At 42.2% G+C, this 25,693-nt stretch carries 35 protein-coding genes; 22 read left to right on the forward strand and 13 right to left on the reverse strand.

All coding sequences use genetic code 11. From position 1 onward, the window contains the following. Positions 1-3: 3 nt before the first annotated feature. The gene (locus ACOOE0_RS04625) at positions 4-456 is read left to right on the forward strand and encodes a 3-oxoacyl-ACP synthase (RefSeq protein ID WP_420401305.1); all 453 of its coding nucleotides are present in this window, start codon (positions 4-6) and stop codon (positions 454-456) included. Positions 457-471: 15 nt separating this feature from the next. Here ACOOE0_RS04625 and arfB read toward each other — a convergent pair whose 3' ends face one another. From arfB to ACOOE0_RS04660, 7 genes are all read right to left on the reverse strand, one after another. Beyond that, entirely contained in the window at positions 472-876 is a 405-nt protein-coding gene (gene arfB, locus ACOOE0_RS04630) for an alternative ribosome rescue aminoacyl-tRNA hydrolase ArfB (protein WP_420401306.1), read from the reverse strand. Beyond that, positions 839-1,849, reverse strand: coding sequence for a sulfate/molybdate ABC transporter ATP-binding protein (locus ACOOE0_RS04635; protein WP_420401307.1), 1,011 nt, complete (start codon positions 1,847-1,849; stop codon positions 839-841). Before ACOOE0_RS04635 ends, arfB begins: the two co-directional genes overlap by 38 nt. A gap of 59 nt (positions 1,850-1,908) precedes the next feature. Further along, complete coding sequence (locus ACOOE0_RS04640; RefSeq protein WP_420401308.1) at positions 1,909-4,062, reverse strand: prolyl oligopeptidase family serine peptidase; 2,154 nt, start codon at positions 4,060-4,062, stop codon at positions 1,909-1,911. A gap of 73 nt (positions 4,063-4,135) precedes the next feature. Next, positions 4,136-5,149 carry an aspartate-semialdehyde dehydrogenase gene (locus tag ACOOE0_RS04645; RefSeq protein ID WP_420401309.1) on the reverse strand — a complete coding sequence of 338 codons (1,014 nt, stop codon included), beginning with the start codon at positions 5,147-5,149 and terminating at the stop codon, positions 4,136-4,138. A gap of 186 nt (positions 5,150-5,335) precedes the next feature. Continuing rightward, complete coding sequence (mscL, locus tag ACOOE0_RS04650; protein WP_420401310.1) at positions 5,336-5,737, reverse strand: large-conductance mechanosensitive channel protein MscL; 402 nt, start codon at positions 5,735-5,737, stop codon at positions 5,336-5,338. A gap of 78 nt (positions 5,738-5,815) precedes the next feature. Next, positions 5,816-6,922, reverse strand: coding sequence for an alanine racemase (gene alr / locus ACOOE0_RS04655; RefSeq protein ID WP_420401311.1), 1,107 nt, complete (start codon positions 6,920-6,922; stop codon positions 5,816-5,818). Then, positions 6,915-7,559, reverse strand: a complete 645-nt coding sequence (locus tag ACOOE0_RS04660) for a thymidine kinase (protein ID WP_420401312.1) — start codon at positions 7,557-7,559, stop codon at positions 6,915-6,917. Before ACOOE0_RS04660 ends, alr begins: the two co-directional genes overlap by 8 nt. Positions 7,560-7,716: 157 nt before the next feature. Here ACOOE0_RS04660 and ACOOE0_RS04665 point away from each other — a divergent pair, with 157 nt between their 5' ends. The 13 genes from ACOOE0_RS04665 to ACOOE0_RS04725 all read left to right on the forward strand — a co-directional run bounded on the left by ACOOE0_RS04665 (position 7,717) and on the right by ACOOE0_RS04725 (position 15,921). Further along, positions 7,717-8,391 carry a hypothetical protein gene (locus ACOOE0_RS04665; protein WP_420401313.1) on the forward strand — a complete coding sequence of 225 codons (675 nt, stop codon included), beginning with the start codon at positions 7,717-7,719 and terminating at the stop codon, positions 8,389-8,391. Between the two features lie 60 nt (positions 8,392-8,451). Continuing rightward, positions 8,452-8,808, forward strand: a complete 357-nt coding sequence (locus ACOOE0_RS04670) for a DoxX family protein (RefSeq protein ID WP_420401314.1) — start codon at positions 8,452-8,454, stop codon at positions 8,806-8,808. A gap of 9 nt (positions 8,809-8,817) precedes the next feature. Then, positions 8,818-9,495, forward strand: coding sequence for a 16S rRNA (cytidine(1402)-2'-O)-methyltransferase (gene rsmI, locus ACOOE0_RS04675; RefSeq protein WP_420401315.1), 678 nt, complete (start codon positions 8,818-8,820; stop codon positions 9,493-9,495). A gap of 8 nt (positions 9,496-9,503) precedes the next feature. Further along, positions 9,504-10,061 (forward strand): Crp/Fnr family transcriptional regulator, encoded by a 558-nt coding sequence (locus ACOOE0_RS04680; RefSeq protein WP_420401316.1) that lies wholly within the window; start codon positions 9,504-9,506, stop codon positions 10,059-10,061. 109 nt (positions 10,062-10,170) lie between these two features. Then, positions 10,171-10,371, forward strand: a complete 201-nt coding sequence (locus ACOOE0_RS04685; protein WP_420401317.1) for a tautomerase family protein — start codon at positions 10,171-10,173, stop codon at positions 10,369-10,371. A 1-nt stretch (position 10,372) separates the two neighbouring features. Then, positions 10,373-11,116 (forward strand): SDR family NAD(P)-dependent oxidoreductase, encoded by a 744-nt coding sequence (locus tag ACOOE0_RS04690; RefSeq protein WP_420401318.1) that lies wholly within the window; start codon positions 10,373-10,375, stop codon positions 11,114-11,116. Positions 11,117-11,126: 10 nt separating this feature from the next. Then, a complete protein-coding gene (locus ACOOE0_RS04695; protein WP_420401319.1) occupies positions 11,127-11,495 on the forward strand; it encodes a nuclear transport factor 2 family protein in 369 nt (122 codons plus the stop codon). After that, a complete protein-coding gene (locus ACOOE0_RS04700) occupies positions 11,485-12,546 on the forward strand; it encodes an NAD(P)H-dependent flavin oxidoreductase (protein WP_420401320.1) in 1,062 nt (353 codons plus the stop codon). Before ACOOE0_RS04695 ends, ACOOE0_RS04700 begins: the two co-directional genes overlap by 11 nt. 78 nt (positions 12,547-12,624) lie before the next feature. Beyond that, positions 12,625-13,677 (forward strand): helix-turn-helix domain-containing protein, encoded by a 1,053-nt coding sequence (locus tag ACOOE0_RS04705; RefSeq protein WP_420401321.1) that lies wholly within the window; start codon positions 12,625-12,627, stop codon positions 13,675-13,677. Between the two features lie 92 nt (positions 13,678-13,769). Further along, positions 13,770-14,123, forward strand: coding sequence for a hypothetical protein (locus ACOOE0_RS04710; RefSeq protein WP_138837057.1), 354 nt, complete (start codon positions 13,770-13,772; stop codon positions 14,121-14,123). Positions 14,124-14,368: 245 nt separating this feature from the next. Next, positions 14,369-14,842 (forward strand): YHS domain-containing (seleno)protein, encoded by a 474-nt coding sequence (locus ACOOE0_RS04715; RefSeq protein WP_420401322.1) that lies wholly within the window; start codon positions 14,369-14,371, stop codon positions 14,840-14,842. A 37-nt stretch (positions 14,843-14,879) separates the two neighbouring features. Continuing rightward, positions 14,880-15,233 (forward strand): SPW repeat domain-containing protein, encoded by a 354-nt coding sequence (locus tag ACOOE0_RS04720; protein ID WP_420401323.1) that lies wholly within the window; start codon positions 14,880-14,882, stop codon positions 15,231-15,233. Between the two features lie 112 nt (positions 15,234-15,345). Further along, complete coding sequence (locus tag ACOOE0_RS04725) at positions 15,346-15,921, forward strand: uracil-DNA glycosylase family protein (protein ID WP_420401324.1); 576 nt, start codon at positions 15,346-15,348, stop codon at positions 15,919-15,921. 46 nt (positions 15,922-15,967) lie between these two features. Here the strand turns inward: ACOOE0_RS04725 and ACOOE0_RS04730 are convergent, their stop codons facing one another. Next, positions 15,968-16,621 carry a Crp/Fnr family transcriptional regulator gene (locus tag ACOOE0_RS04730; protein ID WP_420401325.1) on the reverse strand — a complete coding sequence of 218 codons (654 nt, stop codon included), beginning with the start codon at positions 16,619-16,621 and terminating at the stop codon, positions 15,968-15,970. A gap of 217 nt (positions 16,622-16,838) precedes the next feature. Next, complete coding sequence (locus ACOOE0_RS04735) at positions 16,839-17,126, reverse strand: hypothetical protein (protein WP_420401326.1); 288 nt, start codon at positions 17,124-17,126, stop codon at positions 16,839-16,841. 282 nt (positions 17,127-17,408) lie between these two features. Here ACOOE0_RS04735 and ACOOE0_RS04740 point away from each other — a divergent pair, with 282 nt between their 5' ends. The 3 genes from ACOOE0_RS04740 to ACOOE0_RS04750 all read left to right on the forward strand — a co-directional run bounded on the left by ACOOE0_RS04740 (position 17,409) and on the right by ACOOE0_RS04750 (position 18,752). Next, on the forward strand, positions 17,409-17,750 hold the full coding sequence (locus tag ACOOE0_RS04740; RefSeq protein WP_420401327.1) for an immunity protein Imm33 domain-containing protein: 342 nt from the start codon (positions 17,409-17,411) through the stop codon (positions 17,748-17,750). Between the two features lie 169 nt (positions 17,751-17,919). Further along, positions 17,920-18,351: a hypothetical protein gene (locus tag ACOOE0_RS04745; protein WP_420401328.1), complete on the forward strand. Its 432-nt coding sequence runs from the start codon at positions 17,920-17,922 to the stop codon at positions 18,349-18,351. 53 nt (positions 18,352-18,404) lie between these two features. After that, positions 18,405-18,752 carry a hypothetical protein gene (locus ACOOE0_RS04750; protein ID WP_420401329.1) on the forward strand — a complete coding sequence of 116 codons (348 nt, stop codon included), beginning with the start codon at positions 18,405-18,407 and terminating at the stop codon, positions 18,750-18,752. Between the two features lie 21 nt (positions 18,753-18,773). On the opposite strand, the gene ACOOE0_RS04755 is transcribed toward ACOOE0_RS04750, so the two are convergent. Then, on the reverse strand, positions 18,774-19,343 hold the full coding sequence (locus tag ACOOE0_RS04755) for a DinB family protein (RefSeq protein ID WP_420401330.1): 570 nt from the start codon (positions 19,341-19,343) through the stop codon (positions 18,774-18,776). A 256-nt stretch (positions 19,344-19,599) separates the two neighbouring features. Further along, positions 19,600-20,202, reverse strand: a complete 603-nt coding sequence (locus ACOOE0_RS04760) for a carboxymuconolactone decarboxylase family protein (protein WP_420401331.1) — start codon at positions 20,200-20,202, stop codon at positions 19,600-19,602. 54 nt (positions 20,203-20,256) lie between these two features. Between ACOOE0_RS04760 and ACOOE0_RS04765 the strand changes: the two genes are divergently transcribed. The 5 genes from ACOOE0_RS04765 to ACOOE0_RS04785 all read left to right on the forward strand — a co-directional run bounded on the left by ACOOE0_RS04765 (position 20,257) and on the right by ACOOE0_RS04785 (position 24,588). After that, positions 20,257-20,679, forward strand: coding sequence for an OsmC family protein (locus tag ACOOE0_RS04765; protein WP_420401332.1), 423 nt, complete (start codon positions 20,257-20,259; stop codon positions 20,677-20,679). A 169-nt stretch (positions 20,680-20,848) separates the two neighbouring features. Continuing rightward, positions 20,849-21,139 (forward strand): GIY-YIG nuclease family protein, encoded by a 291-nt coding sequence (locus ACOOE0_RS04770; protein ID WP_420401333.1) that lies wholly within the window; start codon positions 20,849-20,851, stop codon positions 21,137-21,139. A gap of 87 nt (positions 21,140-21,226) precedes the next feature. Then, on the forward strand, positions 21,227-22,930 hold the full coding sequence (recJ, locus tag ACOOE0_RS04775) for a single-stranded-DNA-specific exonuclease RecJ (protein WP_420401334.1): 1,704 nt from the start codon (positions 21,227-21,229) through the stop codon (positions 22,928-22,930). Further along, entirely contained in the window at positions 22,927-23,313 is a 387-nt protein-coding gene (locus ACOOE0_RS04780; protein ID WP_420401335.1) for a VOC family protein, read from the forward strand. Before recJ ends, ACOOE0_RS04780 begins: the two co-directional genes overlap by 4 nt. Before the next feature lie 3 nt (positions 23,314-23,316). Further along, entirely contained in the window at positions 23,317-24,588 is a 1,272-nt protein-coding gene (locus ACOOE0_RS04785; RefSeq protein WP_420401336.1) for an MFS transporter, read from the forward strand. Here the strand turns inward: ACOOE0_RS04785 and ACOOE0_RS04790 are convergent. Then, the gene (locus ACOOE0_RS04790) at positions 24,585-24,929 is read right to left on the reverse strand and encodes a cupin domain-containing protein (protein WP_420401337.1); all 345 of its coding nucleotides are present in this window, start codon (positions 24,927-24,929) and stop codon (positions 24,585-24,587) included. The genes ACOOE0_RS04785 and ACOOE0_RS04790 overlap by 4 nt on opposite strands. Further along, positions 24,926-25,693 (reverse strand): UDP-2,3-diacylglucosamine diphosphatase, encoded by a 768-nt coding sequence (locus ACOOE0_RS04795; protein WP_420401338.1) that lies wholly within the window; start codon positions 25,691-25,693, stop codon positions 24,926-24,928. The genes ACOOE0_RS04790 and ACOOE0_RS04795 overlap by 4 nt, the downstream gene beginning before the upstream one ends.

The following is a 25,693-nucleotide window of genomic DNA, read 5'->3' on the forward strand; positions in this document are numbered from 1 at the left end:
ATCATGGAAATCAAGGAAGCCTTATTGCATTTCTGCCAAGACTATGTGCGTCAAAAAAAGGAAGTGCTCAAAAAAAGAGGCGCTACTCTGCAGGAGTCCTTGAATTTGGAAACCAAGAGCAGTGCCGGAGACAAGCATGAAACAGGGCGGGCCATGGTGCAACTGGAACAGGAAAAGTTGGGACAGCAGCTACAGGAAATTGAAAAAATGGCCCAAGTCTTAAAATTGGTAAACATAGGTGCACCAACCCAAAAAGTAGGATTGGGCAATCTGGTGCGAACCTCAACTGCCCATTACTTCATTTCGATTTCCGTAGGCGCTTTTAAAGAAGAAAACGGAAACCCCATCTTTTGTATTTCACCAAGCACCCCTATTGCAAAATTATTGCTGGGCAAAGAAGTTGGCGACACCTTTGTATTTAATGGAAAGAACCACAAAATCTTGGAACTGATTTGAGTTAGAAGAGTTGTCCTAATCCAATTCCGGTGGTTTCCGATTGACTTTTTTGTTCGCGGTATTTTTTTTGGATTTCAGTCTTTTTTCCACTGAGGACTTTGTAGGTCTTGTGGCTTTCCTTTTTTTTGCTTCCTTAAGCGCAGTTTGCAATAAGCCGTAAAAGCGTTTAATGACCAGATTCTTGTTTTGGTGTTGGCTTCGGGCTTCATCACATTGCAATCTCAAGATCCCTTCCTTGGTCAATTTGGAATCCAATTTTAATAATAGTCTTTCCTTTTCCCGATCTGAAAGACCCAAGGTTTGGTGAATGTCAAAACTAAGTTCAACTTTGGAAGAGACCTTGTTCACATGCTGCCCTCCGGCACCACTGCTTCGCACGGCCTTAAATTGAAGTTCTTTCTGAATCTGTTCCTTGTTCAACTTGGAGTCGGCTATTGATGGTTTCCAAAGATACGTTAAGGAAAACTGCTTCGCCTGGTTTTATTTTCTTTGGAGAATTGAAATATAAAACAATGCCTTCCCCTTCTTCACACTCGTTAAGGTAATGGCTTCCCTTAAAAAAGGAATGGGTCACAACCACTTTTAGTCCTGAGGTTTCGGATACCTGGAATTCATGGGGGTAAATCAAAACGGATTTATCGATGGCCGCATAGGATTTTAGCATCCTGATAGGAACTTCATTGACCTCGCCAAACAATGAGGCCGTGTAATAGTTTGGAGGGTTTTGGTATAGCTTTTTCGTTTTTTGGTCAGCAATAATTTTGCCATTTTCCAACACTATCGTTCGGTCTGCATAGGGCAACACATCATTGGGATCGTGACTGGCGGTAAGTACGGTGATTCCCTTTTCCTTTAAATAGGCAAACAGATTTCTTCGGAGCGAATTTCGTTTAAAATTGTCTATATGTCCAAAGGGTTCATCCAGCAACAAAAGCTCCGGTTCTTGGGCCAAAACCCTTGCCAGTGCCACCCTTTGTTGTTGTCCGCCGCTAAGGTTTTTTACCTTGGTCTTGGCAAAATCCTCAAGTTCAATGAGCAGTAAAAGTTCTTGAATGCGTGCCTCATGGTTTTCCCGATCAAAAACCGATAGATGTTGGCCAATGTTCTCAGCAACGGTAGTGAATGGCATCAAATCAAAATCCTGCGCCAAATATTTCATATAGGACTCCCCTGGCACAAGATTAAAATTGGGGCCCAAAGCCTGTTTATCGCCCCAAAGCACATGGCCATTCTCTATATGCAAAAGCCCATAGATGATTTTGAGGAGGGTACTTTTCCCTGAACCGCTTTCTCCCATTAAGGCCATATGCTCCCCTTTGTCCACTTGAAAGGAAATATCCTTTAATGTGGCTTCATTTTGATAGGAAAAAGCATCAATCTGAACGTTGAGCATAGGGTTGAAAATAAAAATCCGTCTCTAATGAAACGGATTTTAAAGAGGTTACTGTATGGTTAATCCTTAAATTCTTTCAATACTGCCTGATTGGGAAGCTTGTCAAAACCCATATTGAACAGGGTAAACCCAAAAATATCTGCGTATTGTTCAATGATCTTGCTTACGGGAGTACCCGCGCCGTGTCCAGCATTGGTTTCAATCCTAATCAAGGTAGGGCTATCCCCATTTTGATGCTCTTGAAGCACTGCGGCAAACTTAAAACTATGGGCTGGTACCACTCGATCATCGTGATCCCCCGTGGTGACCAAGGTGGCAGGGTAAGCCGTTCCTTCCTTAACATTGTGTACAGGGGAATAGTTTTTCAAATACTGGAACATCTCCTCGCTTTCTTCAGAAGTGCCATAATCATAGGCCCATCCCGCACCTGCCGTGAACGTATGATAGCGCAGCATATCCAAAACCCCTACCGCTGGCAAGGCCACTTGCATCAAATCTGGGCGTTGGGTCATGGTTGCTCCCACCAGAAGTCCCCCATTGGAACCGCCCCTAATGGCCAAATACTCTTTGGACGTATATTGATGGTCAATCAGGTATTCGGCTGCGGCAATAAAGTCATCAAAAACATTCTGTTTTTGCTGTTTGGTTCCTGCAATATGCCATTTTTTACCATATTCTCCCCCACCCCTTAAATTGGGAACGGCATAAATTCCACCTTGTTCCATCCATATGGCATTGGTAATGCTGAAGGAAGGTGTAAGGCTAATATTAAATCCACCATAACCATATAGGATGGTGGGATTTTTACCGTTGAGCTCCAATCCTTTTTTATGGGTAATGATCATGGGTACTTTGGTGCCATCCTTTGAGTTGTAAAACACCTGTGTGGATTCATAATCTTCTGGATTAAAATCTATATCGGGATTCCAATACTGCTCGTACGCTCCCGTTTCAACATTGTATTTATAGGATGAGCTAGGAGTGTTGTAGTTGGTAAATGAGAAGTAGAACTCCTCATCCTCTTTTTTACCTCCAAAACCATTGGCACTACCAACTCCTGGAAGCTTTACCTCGCGAACCAAGTTTCCCTCATAATCGTATTGCATTACTTTGGATATAGCATCTACCATATACTCCGCAAAGAAGTAGCCTCCCCCGGTACCTGAGGTTAATACATGCTCCGTTTCTGCTATTATATCTTGCCAGTGTTCCGGTGTTGGATTGGACGCATCTGCAACAACAATCTTCTTGTTTGGGGCGTTTCGGTTGGTCACCATATAGAGTTTGGAACCATCTGTATCAATAACATAAGTATCGGATTCGGTGTCGTCCAAAATAGTGACCAACGGATTCTCCAATGAGGAAAGGTCTTTCATGAACAGCTTGTTCCCCGAAGTTGATGTAGCCGCAGAAATAAAAAGATATTTCCCGTCTTCGGATACATTTCCTCCCACATAGCGATGTTTTTCTTCAGAAGTGCCGCCAAAAATAACAGGATCCTCGGATTGGGGGGTGCCCAGTATATGATAGTAGAGTTTATGCTGGTCGGTTTTGGCAGATAATTCACTTCCGTCAGGTTTGTCATAACTGGAATAGAAAAATCCTTCGTTCCCCTTCCAGGAAATCCCACTGAATTTGATATCCACCAAGGTGTCTTCCACAATTTCTCGACTCTCAGTGTCAATCACAATCCCTTTTCGCCAATCACTTCCTCCTTCGGATATCAAATAAGCGGCTTTGGAACCATCTTTGGTAAAATTCAGCGACATTAAAGAGGTGGTTCCATCCTCCGAAAATTTATTGGGATCCAAAAAGACCTCTTCTTCCCCTCCCTCTTTTTTACGGTAAACCACATACTGGTTTTGCAGACCGTTGTTTTTGTAGAAATAAGTATAGTCCCCCTCTTTAAACGGGGAGCCCACTTTTTCATAGTTCCACAATTTTTCCAAACGATTCTTTAGATCCTCCCGAAAAGGGATCTGATCCAAATAACCAAAAGTTGCGGCATTTTGTTCCTTTACCCAAGCCTCGGTTTCCGAACTTCGATCATCTTCAAGCCAACGATAAGGGTCTTTGACCTCGGTTCCAAAATAGGTGTCAACAGTGTCCACTTTCTTAGTGTTAGGATACGTCACGACTATGGGTTCTCTCTGGGGTGTGTTTTGACAGGCCGTCATTGCGATTACAGCAGTTAATAGACTGAATTTTTTCATTTTTATCTGATTGATGCCGATAAAAATACGCAAATATGCATTTCCCTTAACGGGAAATCTAAACGCTTGGAATTTAGGACACAGCTTCAGAAGTATTGGCCACCAAATTGTTTGCCACCAAATATTCGGCAATCTGCACGGCATTGGTAGCGGCACCTTTTCTTAGGTTATCGGCCACAATCCACATGTTCAGGGTATTGCGCTGGGTCTCATCCCTACGGATTCTCCCCACAAATACCTCGTCCTTGCCATGTGCATAAATCGGCATGGGGTAGGTGTTGGTTTCTGGATTGTCCTGTACGATAATCCCTGGAGTTTCGCTGAGCAGTTGTCTCACCTCATTGAGGTCAAAATCCTTGTGGAATTCCACATTCACCGATTCAGAATGACCTCCTGCTGTTGGAATTCGCACTGCGGTTGCGGATACTGAAAAGGTACGGTCGTCAAGAATTTTTTGTGGCTCCCGGGCCAGTTTCATTTCTTCCTTAGTGTAACCATTTTCCAAGAACACATCGCAGTGGGGTAATGCATTTTTGCCAATGGGATACGGATAAGCCATTTCACCTTCCACCCCGGCGATTTCATTTTCCAATTGCTGAACCGCTTTTACCCCGGTTCCTGAAACAGATTGATAGGTAGAAACCACCACCCTCTTCATTTGATATTTTTTGTGCAAGGGATCCAAAGCCAAGACCATCTGAATGGTGGAGCAATTTGGATTTGCTATAATCTTATCCTCTGGAGTCAATTGGTCTGCGTTGATTTCAGGAACCACCAATTTTTTATCTGGATCCATTCGCCATGCGGATGAATTGTCAATAACGGTGGTGCCCACTTCAGCAAACTTTGGAGCCCATTCCAAGGAAGTTCCCCCGCCTGCTGAGAAAATAGCAATCTCTGGCTGCGCGGCTACCGCATCTGAAAGTCCTATTACCGTATGCTCTTCGCCTTTATATAGCAATTTCTTCCCAACTGAACGTTCAGAGGCCACCAACAACAATTCTGTTATAGGGAAATTACGCTCCGCCAATACATTCAACATTACTTCGCCTACCATTCCAGTGGCTCCAACAACCGCTACTTTCATTTTATCTTATTTAGAGGGAACAAATTTAGAACAGAATAGGTTCTAAACAAGCATTTAAGCAAGTATTAAGCAATAAATAACAAAATGTTATAAATAAAACAACCGCCAGGCTGTTAGCGAAACAACTTGACGGTTTTAAGATTACAATTGTGGTGTAGCGGCTTCCCTATTGGGAAATCGTTTCGTCTATTTCTTCAGTGCATCCCGAATCTCAACCAGCAATTCTTCAGTGGTTGGTCCTTTTGGAGCTTCAGGAGCAGGCTCTTCTTTCTTCTTCATCTTGTTGACACCCTTTACAATCATAAACATGACAAAGGCAACAATGATAAAGTCGATTACGTTGGTAACGAATTCTCCCCAAAGAACTGCCACTTCTCCTACCTTTTCTCCTGCGTCGTTCATGGTTCCTTCTTTTATAATGTATTTTACATCCTTAAAGTCCGCATTGAACAGCAAGCCGATCAATGGTGATACAATTCCGCCCGTAAAAGAGGCCACTACCTTGTTAAATGCGGCACCCATAACGAAACCTACGGCGATGTCCACCAGGTTTCCTTTCATTGCGAAATCCTTGAATTCTTTCAACATAATTTTATAGTTTAAGAGGTTAATTGAGCTACAATGTAACCAAAAAAGAGGGTTTCTGCCAAATTAGTGCGTCAAGATTCAGGAGTTGATAATCACCCGTTTAACCCTTGGGGAAATGGCCGTCAATATTTCATAAGAAATGGTTTGGGCAGAGAAAGCAAATGCTTCTGCAGAACGGTTTGGACCAAAAACCAACACCTCATCTCCCTCTTCGCAATCAATCCCCGAAATGTCTACCATAATCATGTCCATACACACATTACCAATGATCGGTGCTTTTTTGCCCTTGATCATGACATGGGCCTTGCCATTTCCGTAGTGCCTGCCAATCCCATCGGCATGGCCCAAAGGCAAGGTAGCTGTTGTTCTAAATCCTTCGGATGTAAATGCCCGATTGTACCCTACACTTTCGTTGGGTTCGATTCGATGTATTTGGGAAATTACGGTCTTTAAACTAGCAACAGGCTTTAGCTTTTTATCCACTTTTTCCTCATTGCCATATCCGTACAAGCCAATACCACTTCTGACCATCTCAAACTGGGCTTCGGGATAGTTAATGATTCCCGAAGTGTTGAGCATATGTCTAAAAGGAGTATAGCCCAGTTTACCATTAAGGTGCTCGCAAATTTTTTGGAACGATTGGATTTGCCTTTGGCTAAATTCCTTTTCATTGGGATCCTCCGAGGCGGCCAAATGCGAAAACACAGAGACTACTTTTATTTCGTTTCGATCTTTAAGGTGCTCTACTATGAAGTCCACATCGTTTTCCCAGAACCCCAACCGATTTAGTCCTGTATTAAATTTTATGTGTATCGGATATGCCGACTGCTGCCCTTCAATAAATTGCAGAAAAGACTTTAAAAGCTTTGGGGAATAAATGCTTGGTTCCAGATGATATTGAATGAGCTCTTCAAAGTTGGCTGGTTGCGGATGCAGTACCAAAATGGGACATTTGATTCCTCCTTCCCGCAGTAAAACTCCCTCCTTGGTATAAGCTACAGCCAAATAATCGACCCCCAATTTTTCCATTTTTTGGGCAATGGTCAGCATGTCGCTGCCGTATGCAAATGCCTTCACAACGGCCAGAAACTTGGTTTCTTTGTCAATCTTTGACTTTAAATACTTGAAATTGTGTTCCAGCGCAGCTAGATCTATTTCCAGGGTGGTCTCACCAATCTTACCCATTGGCCGTTTTCTTTTTGGCATCCACTTCTTCGGCCTCAACCTCCATTTGGCTTACTTTTTCCTTCAGCATGGCCTTATAAAAAGCAGCCCTACTTAGAGGTTCGTACTCTCCCGTCTCTCCGAGCAACACCAAATTTTCATCATTGGTTTTTCTAAAACTATAGTTGGCCAAATTTCCAGTCCTTGTGCACACGGCATGCACCTTGGTCACGTATTCTGCAGTTGCCATTAGGGCGGGCATTGGCCCAAAAGGATTGCCTTTAAAGTCCATATCCAGGCCGGCAACAACCACACGCACCCCTCTATTGGCCAAATCATTGCACACTGTAACTATCTCATCGTCAAAGAATTGGGCTTCATCAATCCCAACCACATCACAATCATCTGCCAACAGTCGGATATTGGCAGCAGCGGGAACGGGCGTAGATCGTATCTCGTTGGAATCGTGGGAAACTACCCTATCCTCATGATAACGGGTATCCACAATAGGTTTGAAAATCTCTACTTTTTGCTTGGCAAATTGGGCGCGTTTCAAGCGACGGATAAGCTCTTCGGTCTTACCCGAAAACATGGAGCCGCAGATAACTTCTATCCATCCAAACTGTTCTTTAGGGTTAACCGTATTTTCGAGAAACATACCGTACTTTTAAACGAAATTGGGTAGTTTTTTCGTTTGATTATAAGAAACACAAAACTACTAAAAAAATATGCCAAGGTTTTTGAATAAAATTTAACCTTTTGTTCGTAAGCTTGTAAGCAAAATCCAACTAAATTTATAGTAAAGAATAATGGCGATGATACGGAAATTAAGGGAGGAGTTGATTAAACTGTCCACGGACATTATAACAGCAAGAGAAGATAAAGAGCTTACGGAACTATATGACAAAGCCAAGGAGATCTATGAAAAACTGGCGGTCTTAAAATTTATAGATGAAAAATTGGCCGATGTTGAGGTGGATGTATCCAAAAATGTGATAGCGAAGCGGTTCGAGAAAATGGCCAATGCCGTTTTAAGTGGCAATATAGCTGTGCCCGAGACCAATCCACATGAGGAAGACATCATCATTCCTGGAATGGACACCATTAAGGACATGGTTTCCGAAATGCCATCGGATACGGCTGTGGAGCATGTTTTTACCGAGTTTGTGGCCAAACCCGAAACCCTAAAAAATGAGAAGGAAATCCTATCCGCTCCAGAAAAAGAAGCTAGCGGGGCCAAATCTCTAAATGATTCTTTAGTCAGGGATTTAAAAATAGGTTTGAATGACAAGCTTGCTTTCGTTAAACATTTGTTCAACGATAATATCGAGGAGTACAAACGGGTACTGTCCCAATTGAATACCATAAATACGGAAGAACGGTCCATTGCCTTTATTGAAAACATGGTAAAGCCGGAATACAGCAACTGGGAGGGCAAAGAAGATTATGAAGCTCGTTTTATGGCCTTGATTGAACGTCGGTTCGCATAAAATCCTTTTTCCATTTACTTTTTTTATTTTTAGGAAGACTTCAATCCTAAAAATTCTCCTATGAAATTCAAAAAGATTGCCTTTTGGTTGTCCACGGGTTTGCTTACAGCCCTAATGTGTTTTTCCATCTTTAATTACTTTTTCAACCATGAGGCTATTAGAGGCTTTTTTGAGGCCATGGGCTATCCCACATATCTCATTTATCCCTTGGCCATAGCAAAGCTATTGGGTCTGTTGGCTATCTGGGGTAACTTTTCTAAATGGTTGAAAGAATGGGCCTACGCCGGATTCTTCTTTAATACGCTCCTCGCCTTTTTTGCGCATTATATGATCAGTGATGGCAGTCAATGGGGAGCTGGAATGGGCCTTGTTTTTGTTTTGATCTCTTATTTTACAGGAAAGCAAGTAAGGCCTTAACTTTGGCCTATGGGAAAATTATTTTTGGTTCCAACTCCTATCGGAAATCTGGAGGATATCACCCTTAGAGCCATTAAGGTGCTAAAGGAGGTGGGCGTGGTTTTGGCAGAGGATACCCGTACCAGTGGGAAACTCCTCAAACATTATGAAATTGACACCCCGTTGCAAAGTCACCATATGCACAACGAGCATAGACAGGTGGAGTCCTTAGTGCAAAAGTTGAAGGGCGGCACCAAAATGGCGTTGATTTCAGATGCGGGAACCCCAGCCATATCCGATCCTGGCTTTTTATTGACCCGTGCTTGTGTTGAAAATGGCGTTGAGGTGGAGTGTTTACCTGGGGCCACGGCCTTTGTCCCTGCCTTGGTCAACAGCGGATTGCCAAACGACCGATTTGTTTTTGAAGGCTTTCTTCCCGTAAAAAAAGGCAGACAAACCCGATTGAAACTCTTGGCTGAAGAATCAAGAACCATGGTGTTTTATGAATCCCCGCACAAACTGGTAAAGACCTTGACCCACTTTGTGGAGTACTTTGGTGCAGAACGACCCGCTTCGGTTTCCCGCGAACTGACCAAGATGTACGAGGAAACCATAAGGGGCAGTTTGGCAGAGGTGTTGGAGCATTTCACCGCCAAGCCCCCAAAAGGCGAGTTGGTTGTGGTTGTGGGCGGAAAGAAATCTTCGTAAATTTTAGGATGCATCCTTTAAGAAGACATATAGAGGAAGTCATTTCCTTGGAAGATTCTGAGTTCGACCATGTTCTCAATCATTTCACTCCCATAAAAAAACGCAAACATCAGTACCTCATTCAAGAAGGGGAGTTAATTAATAAGGAATATTGGGTAATCAAAGGATGTCTGCGAGCGTATGTGCTGGACGAGTCAGGAAGGGAACACATCATTCAGTTTGCGTTGGAAGACTGGTGGGTTACCGACTACCAGGCCTTTGAAAAACAGGTAAAATCCCAGATCTACATCGATTGCCTGGAAGACTGCGAATTGCTTTACATCACCAAAAGTGATCGAGAAAAACTTAGCCAGGAATTTCACAAGATGGAACGGTTCTGGGCCAAAAAAACCAAATTTGGATACATCGCCTCCCAAAACAGAGTGCTTTCCCTACTAAAAAATACCGCCAAGGAACGCTACGAATTGATGTCCGCCCAATACCCCAATATCATACAAAGAGTCTCTAAAAAAATGATTGCATCCTACTTAGGAGTGTCCAGAGAAACCCTAAGCCGACTCTATTAACTCTCCCAAGCGTCCAATTTGTGACCTACATCACTTCAAATTTGTGAGATAGCTCATTTCACATGGAATGCGTTGTTCCCAACTTTGCCTTGTTTTTAAAACAATCAAAATGCCTTACGTAAACATTAAGGTGACCGATGAGGGAGTCACCACAGCACAAAAAAGGAAACTCATTCAGGGAGTAACAGAGCTATTGGTCAATGTCTTGGACAAAGACCCAGAAACCACACATATAGTTATAGATGAAGTACATGTAAACAACTGGGGTATGCGGGGAGAACAATATGGAGAATTAAAAAAGCACAACTAAAATGAAAGGAAAAACAGTAATTGTAACAGGAGCTTCCACGGGCATTGGATATGCCATTGCGAAGCTATTTATTGAAAAAGGAAGCAACGTGATTATGAATGCCAACAATCCAGAACGATTGGAAAAGGCATATCAGGATTTGGGCAGTCCTACCAATGCCATTCCCGTTAGTGGCGATGTAGGTCAAAAAACAACAGGACAGGAATTGGTGCGGGTTGCCTTGAGTGATTTTGGCTCTGTGGACGTACTGATCAATAACGCAGGGGTGTTTCATCCAAAGCCATTTTTGGACGTAGAAGAAAGCGACTTGGATCGCTACCTGACCACCAACTTTAAAGGAACCTACTATACCAGTCAGGCTGTAATACCAGAAATGTTGAAACAAGAGGGTGGCAGTATCATCAACATTGGAACTGTACTGGTAGATCATGCCATTTCCGGGTTCCCAGCTAGTGCGGCAGTTTCAAGTAAGGGTGCCATTCACACCTTTACACGGCAGTTGGCTGCGGAATATGGGAAGGACAACATTAAAATCAACACCATTTCACCTGGAATCATAAGAAGTCCTTTGCAAGGTAAAATTGGAGTGGAAGATGCTGATAGCCTGGCGGGATTGCATTTGTTGAACCGAATTGGGGAGGCGGATGAAATTGCTGAAACAGCTTATTACTTGGCCCAAGCAGAATTTGTAACTGGCGAGACCATTAATGTGGCCGGGGGTCACACGGTTGGGCACGCCATTTAAACAAGCGGTTTTGTTTGGAAATAGAATCAAAGAAATAGAAGCGGTCGTATCTGATTATTTCAAGGGAGTTTACCAAGGCGATGTTGAACTTTTGAGAAGCGCTTTCAGCAAAAACGCGATACTCTATGGAGATATCAAAGGAGAGCCCTATGTAAAGGAGTTGGACCCCTATTTGGAGTCTGTGAAGCAAAGAAAGAGTCCAAAAGACCTAAAGGAGGATTTTAAAATGGAGATTGTGGGCGTGGAGCTTATGGGAAGATTGGCAGTGGTCAAAGCGCATTTACCCATGCTCGGTTACAACTACTACGATTTTCTATCCCTATATTATGCCGATGGAAAATGGTCCATCGTAAACAAATTGTTCGCCCATGTGGAATAAGACCAAAGTATCGGAGCTTTTAAGCATTGAATATCCCATAATTCAGGGGCCATTTGGCGGTAGATTTTCTACTGCCAAACTGGTTTCAACGGTATCCAATTTGGGAGGCATGGGTTCTTTTGGATTGAATGCCTATCAGCCCGAAGAGATTTTGGAGGTCAGCAAGGAAATCAAAAAACGAACGGATAAACCATATGCCCTGAATTTATGGGTGCCCCTAAAAAACGACCCTGTTAAAACCTTTACCAATGAAGATTTTGAGGAGGTAAAAAAACAGTTTTTGCCTTTATTTAAGGCTGAAAAAATGGAGGAGCCAGCCACAGTCTCCTCAAGCGGGCCTGACTATGATTATCAAATCGAAGCTGTTATCCAATCCAAACCCCCTGTGGCCAGCTTTATTTTTGGCATACCCGATAGCGATGTACTCGAGGAGCTCAAAAAAGGGGGAAGCAAAATCATCGGTACTGCCACAACGGTGGAGGAAGCGCAATACATTGAAGAAAGGGGGGCAGATTTGGTAGTGGCCACGGGAAATGCCGCAGGTGGACATAGGGCCGCATTCCTGAATCCAGAGGCAACCTCCTTTTTGGAAACCCAAGATCTACTCCCAAAAACACTTGAAAAAGTAAAAATCCCAGTTATCGCTGCGGGAGGAATCACGACTTCCAAGGACATCAAAAAAATGTTTGCCCTAGGTGCCTCTGGGGTACAACTGGGAACCGTGTTTTTGGCCACCGAGGAATCTGGAGCCAGTGGTGTTCATAAGAATCGGCTGTTTTCCAAAACTGAATATAAAACCACACTGACCAAGGTCTTTACAGGCAGATATGGCAGGGTAATTAAATCCCCTTTTGTTGCGGATAATGTGAACACCAAAGTTGCTCCCTATCCACTACAGAGTTCTTTTTTAGCTCCCCTTCGTAAAAAGTATGCGGAAAACGGAAAAATGGATTTAATGGCATTTTGGGCAGGACAACCTACCGAAATTCTTAGACACAAAAGTGCAGGGGAGTTGTTCAGTTCCTTGGTGGATGAGCTTAATGTGTCCTGATCAGGCTACAGCTGAAAATGGTGCAACATCGTTAGTTAGCAACCCCAATTCCGACCAAAATAGGACAGCCGCCCAACCATGGTTCAAAAACTAATTCCTGAAATAAACAAGGTTTACTTTATCAACCAATATACCCTCTTCCATATTTTATCGGGTTCTGGGAGCATTCAGGTGGACTTTAAAAATTACAATAATTGGCAGGACAAGGCCATCTATCTGGAAAAAGGGCAATACATTAAATTCCTGTCTGGGGACTTTGTGGTGAGAACCATAGAATTTCCCAATCAAGAGATTTTTGAAAACCAAGAGGTCAGGGTGCTGTTCAAGCACCTCATCTCTCTGGGATACATCAACTTTGATGAATGCGATGAATGCCAAAAGTATCTATCCAGCACTGTTTTTGCAGAAAACACTAAGGGAATCATAGATGTTTCATTAAAGCAGTGGTATTGGCAAAATCCCTTTAACGCCAGTCAGAACGAATACCAGGTTATTTTTGACATTAAGGAAGTGGTGGATCAAGAATTTCAGAACCATTTGACCAATAGGGATTTGGTGGCCTTAATTCAAGATAATGGGTTCAATGCCCAAGCTCTTGTCAAGGACAAACTGGGAATTACCATAAAGACCATGTTGGCCAACAAAAGGCTTACGGAGAGTAAAAAGGACATTGCCTTTACCGAAAAAAGCATTCAGGAGGTTTCTTATGATATGGGATTCAAGGATCCAGCTTATTTTAATCGTGTTTTCAAAAAGAGCACTGGTCAAAACCCCTCCGATTTTAGGGAACACTTTGATTTTAACCGAAAAGATCTCTTCATAGAAGACCTTACCCATCTTTTGCAACAACACCACAAAGAGGAACGGTCGTTAGGATTCTACGCAGACAAGATGCACCTTTCAGTCAAAGCACTTTCCAAAAAAACAAGGGCAAAAATGAATATTTCCCTAGGTCAGCTCATAAGAAACGAGCTGATTTCCACCTCAAAAAAAATGCTTGCCCAGGATGCACCCATAAATGAGGTGGCCTTCACATTGGGATTTGAGGAAGCCAACCACTTTTCGCACTTCTTTAAAAAATACACAGGTACCACACCTTCTGATTACCGGATCAAAAAGTACAATTCTTAGCGTCTTTTTTGTAGGTCTTTAGGACCATTCCATGCTGAAATTTGCAATGTAATTACAAACTAAAATTTGTTTAATCATTAAAAATAAAAGCAATGGATATTAAATCATTAGCCACAGAAATGGACAGTGTTGTTGCCAAAGGTGCTATTGTAGATGCGGTAAAGCAATACTTTTCGGAGGATGCCACCACATCGGATTACAATGGCGTTGCAACGACCAACAAACAACAAATGGTTGAAAAAATGGAGGGCTTTGCAGGAGCAATTGCCCAAGTAAACGGCATTACGCATCACCACACTATTGTGGATGGAAATGTATCAGCTTCTGAATTCACATTTGATTTCAACATGAAAGACGACAGTAAAATTTACTGGCATGAGATCATTCGACGTATCTGGAACGAAAATGGAGAGGTGGTTCAGGAAGAATACTTTAATGCACAATAATGAAGTTCAGATGTATTCCACCAACACTACACGCCGTGACCGATTGTTAAACCAGAAAAGGTTTGATTTTGGTGCTCTTTTTACGAGAGCGCAATGGATAACATCAACTGCTTCACAGGTAGATCATGAAGGTGCCAACTGTTATGGAGATCCAAACTTAAAGGCACCTTAAATAGGCAATGCCGATGCTTACCTCGATTAATTAGAATTAAAAAACAATTAAGACAATTATTAAAAACAAAAAGATGAAAAATACAATTAAAACAACAGTACTAATTTTTGCTTTTGCAATGGGATCCATCGCATTTGGACAAGACAAGAAAGCGAACAACATTGACAACAGCAATATTGCTCTCGCGGGCTACAGTCCCGTATCCTACTTGGATTTAGGATTGGCACAGATAGGGAACAAAGCCTACAAATCCGAATACAAAAAGGTGGCGTATTATTTCACTTCAGAAGAGCAAAAGAAGACGTTTGACAAGAACCCAGAAAGGTACATGCCACAGTATGGCGGATACTGTGCCTTTGGAGTGTATGCAGGAGCAAAGTTTAGAGTGGATCCCAACAAATTTATGGTGAAGGATGGCAAATATTACTTGTTTTTGAACAATGTGGAATTGGATGCCAAACAATTATGGTTGGCAGAAAACAACCATGGCAAGTTAAAGAACACCGCGGACACCAACTGGGAAAAACTGAGTAAAACCTATAACTAGTGTAAATAGATAAAGAGTTCAACTAAAATTTAATGGTATGAAATTCGTGACAAAAAGAATACATGCATTTTTGGACTATCCAGTGGCAATTGCACTGATGGCATTACCCTTTTTACTGGGCTTGGGGAGTTCCAATCCCTTGGCATTGCAACTCTCCGTTGTGGTGGGCGTTGCGGCCTTGGCCTTGACTTTGCTGACAGATCATCATTTGGGAGTATTTCGTGTAATTCCATATAAGTATCACCTATTGGTAGATTTTTTGGTTGCCGTGGTGTTTATCTTGGCTCCTTTTGTGCTGTCTTTTGAAGGGTTGGATGGATATTATTATTGGATCAATGGGGTTGCCGTGTTAATTGTGGTGAGCCTGCACAAGCCTGAAGTGAGTAATTAAACCGTCTTGAAATTCAAATACATGGGAGTATTTGTGATGGATTGTGTGATGAAGGATTGCCTTGACATTTAGTTGGGGCATTCCTCTTTTTAGGTATATTCAATGTAACCTTATGAAAGAACTACTTATTAATATCCGCAAGTGTGAAATTTGCAAGACCCACCTTCCTTTGGGGCCAAGGCCCATTGTGGCCGCCCATCCCCATGCCAAAATCCTGATCATTGGCCATGCCCCTGGAACCAAAGTGCATGCTACAGGAATTCCCTGGGATGACCCAAGTGGGAAACAGCTCCGAAAATGGATGGGCGTTTCGGATGAAACTTTTTATGATGAAACCCAAATAGCCCAAATGCCCATGGGCTTCTGTTATCCAGGGAAAGGAAAATCAGGGGATTTACCCCCACGGCCCGAATGCGCGCCACAATGGCATCAACAGCTTTTGGATCAAATGCCCAACATAAAATTGACGATTTTGATTGGCCAGTACTCGCAGCGCCATTATTTGGGAAATCGAATGGAAAAAAACTTGACGGAAACGGTTCGGAATTTTGGCAACTACGCTCCTGAGTATTTTGTGTTACCCCATCCCTCGCCAAGAAACCGATTTTGGTTGAGCAAGAACCCTTGGTTTGAAAAGGAGGTGATTCCAGAGTTTCAGAAACAAATTGCCAAACAGTTAAATTCTTAAGCCGTCACTTCGAGTAAAATTCCAAAGGAATTTGGTATCGAGAAGTTCAATAGGAAGTACATGACCGCAACCGACTAAAAGTCTCCGGTTTCATGTTGAGGTAAGAGGCCAAATATTTCTGGGGAATCACCTTAAGTTCATCTGGGCATCGTTGCATAAAAGTTTTATAACGTTGTTCTGCGGAGAGGGTCAAAAGCTCCACTTCCCGATGCAGTCGCCCGAACAGAATATTTTGAAAAAACTGATGCCCCCACTCATAAAACTCTTGATGTTTTTCAAACAAGCTTTGATAATCTTCATAGGAAATCGCCAACATTTTTGAAGGTTTCAAGGCTTCCAAAAAAGTATCCGAAGCTTGTTTTTTAATGAACGAATCAAATGCTCCAGAAGGACTTCCCGAATACGAAAAGCCCAGCACCACTTTCTCCCCTTTTTCGTTAAGAATGTAGATGGCTTGCACCCCTTCCAGCACAAAATAGAAATAGCGTTCAATATTCCCCGCTTCGGTGATAAGGTCGTATTGGTTAAACGTCTTTACCAACCACAAAGACCTAAAATGGTCTTCATCTTCTGCAGTAAGCTGAACCTGGGGAAAGAATGCTTTTAGTTGGGTAAATGAGGAATCATCCATTGCGGAAGGATATTTTTTCCAAAAATAAACCAAAATACTCCTGTCCAGAAAGTCACTTCGAGATGTCATCCTGAGCGCAGTCGAAGGAGCATCGAGAAGTCTTTAGGAGTTGTTTCTCGACTGCAGTTCTACTCTCCAGTAACTACATAAAGAAAGGCAGTCCAAAAAGCAACTGAAAACGTCATTCTGAATTCATTTCAGAATCTCACTAGATAGGTACTATTGTTTATGGGAAACTGAAACAAGTTCAGTTTGACGAAAACCAAGCCTTTTGACCACCTTCCCTTCACTCATTGTTCATTGAACATTGCTCATTGTTTAATGTCTTTTCGATTAGTTGCCAAAGCACTTTTACTTGGTACAGTGCTTCTTTTTCTTCACAGTACAAGGGTTCGTTGGAGTCGTAGACCACTACATCGTGAACCCATTTAAGGGCCTTAACCCTATTGGGCCCATCCAGGGCATCTACATACTGCAATAGTTTTACATGTGCGGGGGTAAGTTTGGGTACGTTGCCCTTGGCCATGGGCGAATTACAATAAGGGCATGACTGGCCATCTTCTACGTTTCGCATTACAAAAAGATTAAATAGATTAATAAATGAGGATAGGTCACCGCGAAACGTATCAAAGCGATGCCCTGAATGTTTTTGGGACTTGCACCCATTTGCCTATCCTATACTTATCTATTTAAGACATAAAGAGGTTGTAGGCATCTAGAATAATACGTTTCGCACTTTAAAGATACAGCTTAAAATAAAATGGTGGGATTTTTACGTCAAAAAGGGGTAACTTCACTAGTTGATGGCTAAGGGCCATTAGAACGATTTATTGTTTAAACGTTGTGTGTAAAGAATATGCGCCTAGGAAGAACAAAAACAGTTTGCGAATGGCAAAATGTCCAACCTCAAAAACCCAATCCGGATTCGGTTGTGGGATTGGCAATTAGCTCACTTCAAAATGGAATATTGCATGGGTTAAGACATCCATCCAAACTAAATTCCAATGGATGGTTTATATGGTGTGGAGAATACTCCAAAGACAAGGATTTCTTCTCTCCAGTTTGCGTTAAAGATTTGACCAATTATTTAGATTCCGATATTCTGGAATACTTGGATTTACCTTCTGGGTATAGGTTTCTAATAGACGGAACAAATTATGAGGATGTCTGGTATGATAAAAAACTCTTGAAGACTTAAAATAGCAACACTCGCCAATAACTATTTTTCATTTTGGTTTAGTGTTACCCCAAAATCTCATCAATCTGTGGCATATGCACTTTCATCTTCCAGCTGAAGGTTAACCGCGTAAAAAGGGTAAATTGGGATTATAAACGAGTGACTATACATTTTGAAAAATCCAAGCAAAATGGAATTTAATCTAGGACAACCAATTTCGGGCTGGTTACCCGTTTATTTTAAATCTGATGATTTCATTCTTGAATTTACTTCGTCGAAAATTCCAGAAAATCCCACGGACAAGCTATGTGAAGCGTTAATTCTAATTTCAAGCGGTGTTGAATCAGAAATGTACTGGACTGAGCAACCAATCAGCTATTTTTTCAAGTTCGAGTTGATGAATACCTTTTACTCTTTTAAAATTCTGGAAACGGATAAAAACGGATATAATCAAACCGAAATATTTCGGGCAAATGGCAGATTTGAGGACTTAATTTTACCAATCTATCGTGGACTTAAAAAATGGACTACCATTGAATTTGAATCTTCTGCATGGAAAAAAATTGAGCAATCCAAGTTGGACAAACTGACCGAACTCATTAAAACAAGAAAAACTGAGTAGAACAATGGCTATAATTCATTATAGTTTTGTGCCACCACAAATTAACTTAGAAAATGCATAGGTCTTTTTGGAAAATATCAACAAATACTAACACAAAGGATAAGAGTCAAAAAATCCTAAAGCAAGTAATTGTCGAACTTGGACGACTTGCAACCGAGGTTGAATTTGAAAAGCATTGGGATACTCAAAAGTATTCTGGAAGTTTTACTTTGCTATTTGATTGTAACACGAAAGAAGAATTGATGTTCGAACTTATCAAAACGGGTCAACTAATAGGATATCATTGGGAATTAAATGGCTCAATTGAAAGTCAGACAGCAGCTTATTCTCAAAAGTCTTCTATATCCGGGGTGGAAATGGCCGAATGGCATATCGATATACCAGATAACTTGAGGGACTGAACAATAAGCTTTTTAATAACTTCACCCCAAAATCTCATCAATCTGAACCATATGCCGTTCCAAATGGCAGAGCAAAAACTCAAAACATTCCGGTAAATAAAAATTCACAATAGGCCCAATGGCAGAAGTTATCTTAAGTTGGGTCAAATCCTTGTTCCTGCTTTTTAGGATAGCCTCTTTAAGGTGGGCATGATGGGCAAAAAAGGTTTCATAAACAGCATCTATTTTTTCTTGGGTCAGTGTTTGCTTGTCCAACAAAGGTTCAAAACGTTTTAGGGTCTTCAATTTCCATTTTCGCTTCCCATTTTTGGGTCGTTGCCCCGCAATCACAATTTTTTGCCATGTTCTGGCCTTGAATTCGTTTGGGGCAGCATCAAGGGTTGGCATTTTGGAAAAAGCCTCATCCAGTTTGGGCATATAGATCCCATAAGCAATGTTCAAATGCTCAATGACCTCAACAACATTCCATGACTTTGCGTGGGGAGGGGTGGTCAGTTGGGAAACATCCAATGCTTGTAGCTCTTTTACCTTGTTTACAATCTGGTTTAAACGCTGAATCTGGTTTTCGGAAGTGATGAGCAAGCTTGCCATAACTGTTCGTTTTTTGATGCCAACAAAGTTCAGGCAAGTTGGGCCAATAAATGTTGATGCAAATCAAGAAATAGCGCTTTCAGAAATCTGAGGTCAGATTTCAGTACCCGCATAGCATTCCAACCCAAAACGTCAGTTCGAGTGATTTTGAGGAACGAAAAATCGTATCGAGAACTGACAAATTTCATCAAACTACACCATGGCATTAATATCTAAAAGCGAAGCGGTCTTGTCTCTAAAATCTTAAGTCTAATATCTAGTATCTAGATCCGTCGTGCTTTCCTTTTTCCCAACCAATGTCACCTAAATATTGCTCCGCACTTTCCACCGCGCCGTCCTCTATGGAAGTACCCATGGAATCGTTCCAACGGTTGAGGTATCCAAACAGGGAAATCACGCCGAGCATTTCTACAATTTCACCTTCGTTCCAGTGCTCGTACAAGCGCGCTTTGATATCACCGTTCACCGTATTGGGAATCTGGGAAGCAGCTAAGGAAAAATCAAGAGCTGCGCGTTCTGCATCAGAAAAAGCGGGATGCGTTCGGTATTCCCAAATATTGTCCAGCTGTTCTTGCTCCGCACCATAACGCTCAGCAGCTCGTATGGCGTGGGCTTGGCAATATCTGCACCCTGTGGCATTGCTGCTTACCCAGGCAATCATTCGTTTTAAGGCCGAAGTCACCCTACCCTCATTGGCCATTACGGCTTTGTTCAAATTGATAAATGCCTTGGAAATTGCAGGTCTATGCTGCATGGTCAACACCGAATTGGGGCAGAAGCCCAGGGTTTCGTTAAAGAATTCAGCGAGCTTTTTGGTCTCAATATCGTGGTTCGGGTCAAGGGGGTTTACTAATGCCATAAGTGCGGTTTTAATCGTATTTTTGAAAGCTACAAGAAACAAAAAATTGACTTCATGACAAATCATATCACTACCAAATGGTTGGGCGAAATGGCCTTTGAAAGTAACAACCCATCGGGACATACTTTTAAAATTGATGCAGGCCCCGATGATGGGGGAAAAGGAGAAGGTTTTAGACCCAAAGCGCTAATGCTTTCCTCTCTCGCGGGATGCTCTGGATTGGATGTGGCCTCCTTGATCAAGAAAATGAAATTGGAGGTGGATGATTTCCAAATTGAGACCATTGCCAACCTTACGGATGAACACCCCAAATACTATGACAAGGTGGTTATTGAGTACCATTTTCATGGCAGCAACTTGAACGAGAAGAAACTTCAAAAAGCCATTGATCTGTCCGTTGAGAAGTACTGTGGTGTCATGGAAATGTTCCGAAGGTTTGCCGAATTGGATATCAAAACGGTTTTTCATCACAAATAAGTTCAAGGCGCAAGTACAAGTTCAAATTCAAGTTTCAAGTTCAAAAAATTGAATTACATTTAAGTTCATAAGTCGACCTCATAAATAAATCATTCCAAGATTTGTGTAACGTCACTTCGAGTGTCCCGAAGCAAGTTCGGGATGTATCGAGAAGTCAGTGGGGTAGAAAATGAAAAAATCATATCTATATATCCTTAAATGTTCAGACGACACGTATTATACAGGTGTCACGTCCAATCTTGGAAACCGCATTCAAGAACATTCTGAAGGAAAATACCCGTCGAGTTATACTTTTTGGAGACGACCCGTTGTTTTGGTCTTTTATTCAGAATTTTCATGTATCAAAATTGCTATTGAAAAAGAAAAACAAATCAAGAAATGGTCAAGGGCAAAGAAAGAAGCGTTAATCGAAGAAAATTATCATCTCTTGCCAAATCTTGCTAAAAAGAAATTTCAATAACTTGTTCTCGATACTTTTCAATCTGGCCTTCTTCCTCAGTCCAGCTCGAAAAACTCGAACTGACGTTGATCAAAATCCAAATTCATTATGCGCTGGACCATAAAACCTACACCTGACCCTGACACCATTGAAAACCTTGCTAAAGAACTAAAGGTGGAACCACTGGTGGCCCATTTGTTGGCGCAAAGAGGAATAACCACCTATGAGGAGGCCAAAACGTTTTTTCGTCCAGAACTGACCCATTTGCACGATCCATTTCTAATGAAGGATATGGACAAGGCCGTGAAACGCATTGAATCTGCTATTGAAAACAATGAGAATATCTTGGTTTATGGTGATTATGATGTGGATGGAACGACTGCGGTGGCCTTGGTATCATCTTATCTTCTAAACTATTATCCCAACGTTGCCACCTATATCCCCGATCGGTATTCTGAAGGTTATGGGGTATCCATCAAAGGGATAGATTTTGCAGCGGACAATGATATTTCCTTGATTATTGCTTTGGATTGCGGCGTAAAAGCTTTAAATCAGGTGGCTTATGCCAAGGAGAAAGGGGTGGACTTTATCATTTGTGATCACCACAGACCAGGAGACCAGCTACCAGATGCAGTAGCGGTTTTGGATCCAAAACGGGAAGATTGTGAATATCCTTATAAAGAACTCTGTGGTTGCGGAATTGGATTTAAGCTGATTCAGGCTTTGGCCTCCAAACAAGGATTGAACACCGAAGATTTGCTTCCCTATATGGATTTGGTGGCCACTGCCATTGGTGCTGATATTGTTCCTATCACAGGGGAAAATAGGGTGCTGGCTTTCTTTGGACTTCAGGTCATTAACAGCAATCCGAGAACGGGCTTCAAAGCGATAATTGAAAACATTAATAAAAAATCCTTAACCATTACAGATGTGGTTTTTATCATAGCCCCCAGAATAAATGCCGCTGGGCGAATGAAACACGGGCAACATGCGGTAAACCTACTGGTGGAGACCAATTTGGAAGTAGCCAGACAGTTCGCTTCGGAAATTGAAGAATACAATGCCGACAGGAAAAACCTGGATAAAAAGATCACCGAAGAGGCTTTGGAGCAAATTCGAGACCATGGGGAAGAAGACCAATTTACCACGGTAGTTTTCCATGAAAGCTGGCACAAAGGTGTTATCGGTATTGTGGCCTCCCGACTTATGGAAACCTACTACCGACCCACCTTGGTTTTTACCAAAAGTGGAGACAAACTAGCGGCTTCGGCGCGTTCCGTAAAAGGGTTTGATGTCTACAATGCCCTGGAAGCATGCTCCGAATATTTGGAACAATTTGGAGGACACAAATATGCCGCGGGGTTGACACTCTCAGAAGAGCAGTACAAAAACTTTAAAACCCATTTTGAAAAAGTAGTGTCGGAAACCATTAGTCCGAAACTTTTGGAACCCGAACTTTCCATAGATGCCCAGCTTGACCTGAGTCAAATAAGTCCAAGGTTAATGCGTGTCCTAAAACAATTTGCTCCCTTTGGCCCTGGGAACATGACGCCTGTTTTTATGGCCGAAAAACTAATGGATACTGGATATGCCAAAGGGGTGGGTGAAGATGAAAAGCACTTAAAACTTAGGGTCAAGTCAGCCAACCAGCTGAGTGGTATTGAAAAGGCATATGGCGCTATAGGATTTAACTTGGGTTCCCGATTGGACAAGGTTAAAAACAAGGGTATTTTTAATGTGGTATTTTCTTTGGAAGAAAATGAATGGAACGGGCAAGTGAGCCTACAACTGAAGTTACGAGATCTCCGATGAGAATAGAACATTTGGCCTTATGGGTCACAAATTTGGAATCTAGCTGTGCGTACTACGAAAAGTACTTTGGGGCACAGCGGGGCGAATTATATACCAACCCAAAGAAAAACTTTTCCTCCTACTTTTTAAGTTTTTCAAATGGCGCACGTTTGGAATTGATGCACAATCCTGAGATTCCAAACCTTGTGGGTCAGGATTTAGAACGGTTGGGCTTGGTTCATTTTGCCATATCTGTGGGCTCTAAGGAAAAAGTAAATGCCCTTACCGAAGAACTTAGAAAGGATGGGTACGCAATAATTGGTGAACCTAGAACCACGGGTGATGGATATTATGAAAGTGTAACTTTGGATCCTGAAGGCAACCGAATAGAGATTACAACCTAACCTATGACCAAAAACGCCATTGACCCCTATGCGGCGCTCCGATTCAAAGAATTCAATATTTTTTTGGTGGTGCGATTTGCTATGGTTTTTGCTTGGTCCATGCAATTCATAGTTATTGAATGGCAGGTGTATACTTTGACCAAGGACCCTCTTTCTTTAGGTATTATTGGGTTGATGGAAGTTATTCCAGCTGTTGGCATGGCCCTGTTTGCAGGTCACGTTGTTGATCAAAAGGAAAAACGGAATTTGTTGATCAAATGCATTTTGGCGTTTTCCGTAGTTAGTCTTGGGCTTTTTTTTATAAGTGATCCCGATTTGGAAACCCAACTCGATTCTCGTACTATTTTGTACACCATTTACTTTTTGGTGTTTCTTGGAGGGCTGGTCCGAGCATTTATTGGCCCTACCGTGTTTTCCTTGATCGCACTGATCGTCCCAAAAAAGATATACCCAAATGCCGCCACCTGGAGCAGTTCAACATGGCAGGTGGCTTCGGTTATGGGTCCCGCATTAGCTGGATTCAGTATTGGTTGGATCGGGGTGCATTGGTCCATGTGTTTGATTTTTGGATTTTCATTGGTCGCGCTCATTTTCCTCTTACGGATATCAAGAAAACCCATCTTGAATCCTAAAATAGGAGAGCCAGTAATTGAAAGCTTAAAAGATGGATTACGATTTGTTTTTAGCAGCAAGGCCATTTTTGGTGCGCTCACCTTGGACATGATTGCAGTTTTGTTTGGTGGCGCTGTGGCTCTTTTGCCCATTTATGCCCAGGATATCTTGCATGTAGGGTCGGAAGGGTTTGGTATTTTGAGGGCCGCACCCGCGGTCGGAGCTGCCTTAACCATGTTGGGATCCACTAGATTTCCGCTGCACAAAAATGCTGGGAGTAAATTGTTGTGGGCCGTGTTTGCCTTCGGTGTCTGTATCATCGTTTTCGGGGTTTCCACCTCTTTTTGGCTGTCTGTTGTAGCCTTGTTTTTAAGCGGCGCTGTAGATGGTGTTTCCATGATCATCAGACAGACCATTTTACAATTAAAAACCCCAGATAATATGCGGGGGCGTGTTGCTTCGGTCAATTCGATTTTTGTAGGTTCCTCCAATGAATTGGGTGCTTTTGAAAGCGGATTGGCTGCCAAATTATTAGGCACGGTAACAGCTGTGGTCTTTGGAGGTGTTATGACCATCTTGACCACGGGAACAACTGCCATTGTTTCCCCAAGCTTTAGGCGATTGGACTTGTCCAAAGATGTGGAAGAGCACAATAAGGATTAGGCTGGGTCTTCTATTCGATCTCCTCGGGTATTGGGTTGCGAAATGACCAAGAACTCCAAGTTTTCCGACTGATCGTTCTTGATTCTATGGCGTGTACCAGAAGGAATGTGGATTCCCGATCCCGCAGGAACCTGTATCAATTTGTTTGCTACTTCAAAAGTGGCGGTGCCCTTTAAAATTCTAAAAAACTGTTGGGCATGTTGATGATAATGTTCCTTTTCCTGGGTGTTGGGTGGCATCAATTCCTCAATGATGCTGAGACTTTCAGTCTTGACCAAATGCCAACCGCTACATTTATCTCCCCAGAAGTAATGCTCACTGTTTTCCTTGGATGTTATCATTCCTCCAGCCTTTTTAAAGCCAATTGTTCCCCATCAAAAACGGCATAGGTAAAGTAAGAAATCCAGTCCCCAAGATTGGTATAGGTAGATTTTTCATTGAGTTTAATTTCCATGGGCAAATGTCTGTGCCCAAATATGAAATGATCATAGTGTTGGGTTTCCAATTTTCGCTTGGCGTAGAGTACCAACCACTCTTTATCTTCCCCTAAAAACTTCGCATCCGCATCCCCAGAAATAATTTTATTGTTGACGGACAAATGCCTGCCCAACTTCACGCCCAAATCTGGATGAAGCCATCTGAACAACCACTTCGCAAAGGGATTGGTAAAAACCTTTTTCATCCGTTTAAAGCCCTTGTCGTCCGGACCCAGACCATCTCCATGGCCAATGAAAAAAGAGGTGTTGTTGATTAAAAACTGCTGAGGTTTATGGTAGACAGGAATGTTTAGCTCTTCTTCAAAATACCCATTCATCCAGAGGTCATGGTTACCCACAAAATAGGTGATTTGGATACCCATATCCGAAAGTTCCGCCAGCTTGCCCAGTGTTCTGGTAAATCCCTTTGGGATTACGGTCTTATATTCAAACCAAAAATCAAAGAGGTCCCCCATCAGAAAAACGGCCGCCGCATCCTGCTTAATGGAGTCCAACCAAGCCACAAATTTTTTCTCTCTGGGCATACTGTCTTCGTTGGTGGGTGCACCCAAGTGATTGTCACTTGCAAAATAGACTTTCTTTCCTTCTGGTAGTGTTAGGTCTTTCAT

The organism is Flagellimonas sp., from assembly GCF_965215805.1.
Taxonomy (GTDB): domain Bacteria; phylum Bacteroidota; class Bacteroidia; order Flavobacteriales; family Flavobacteriaceae; genus Flagellimonas.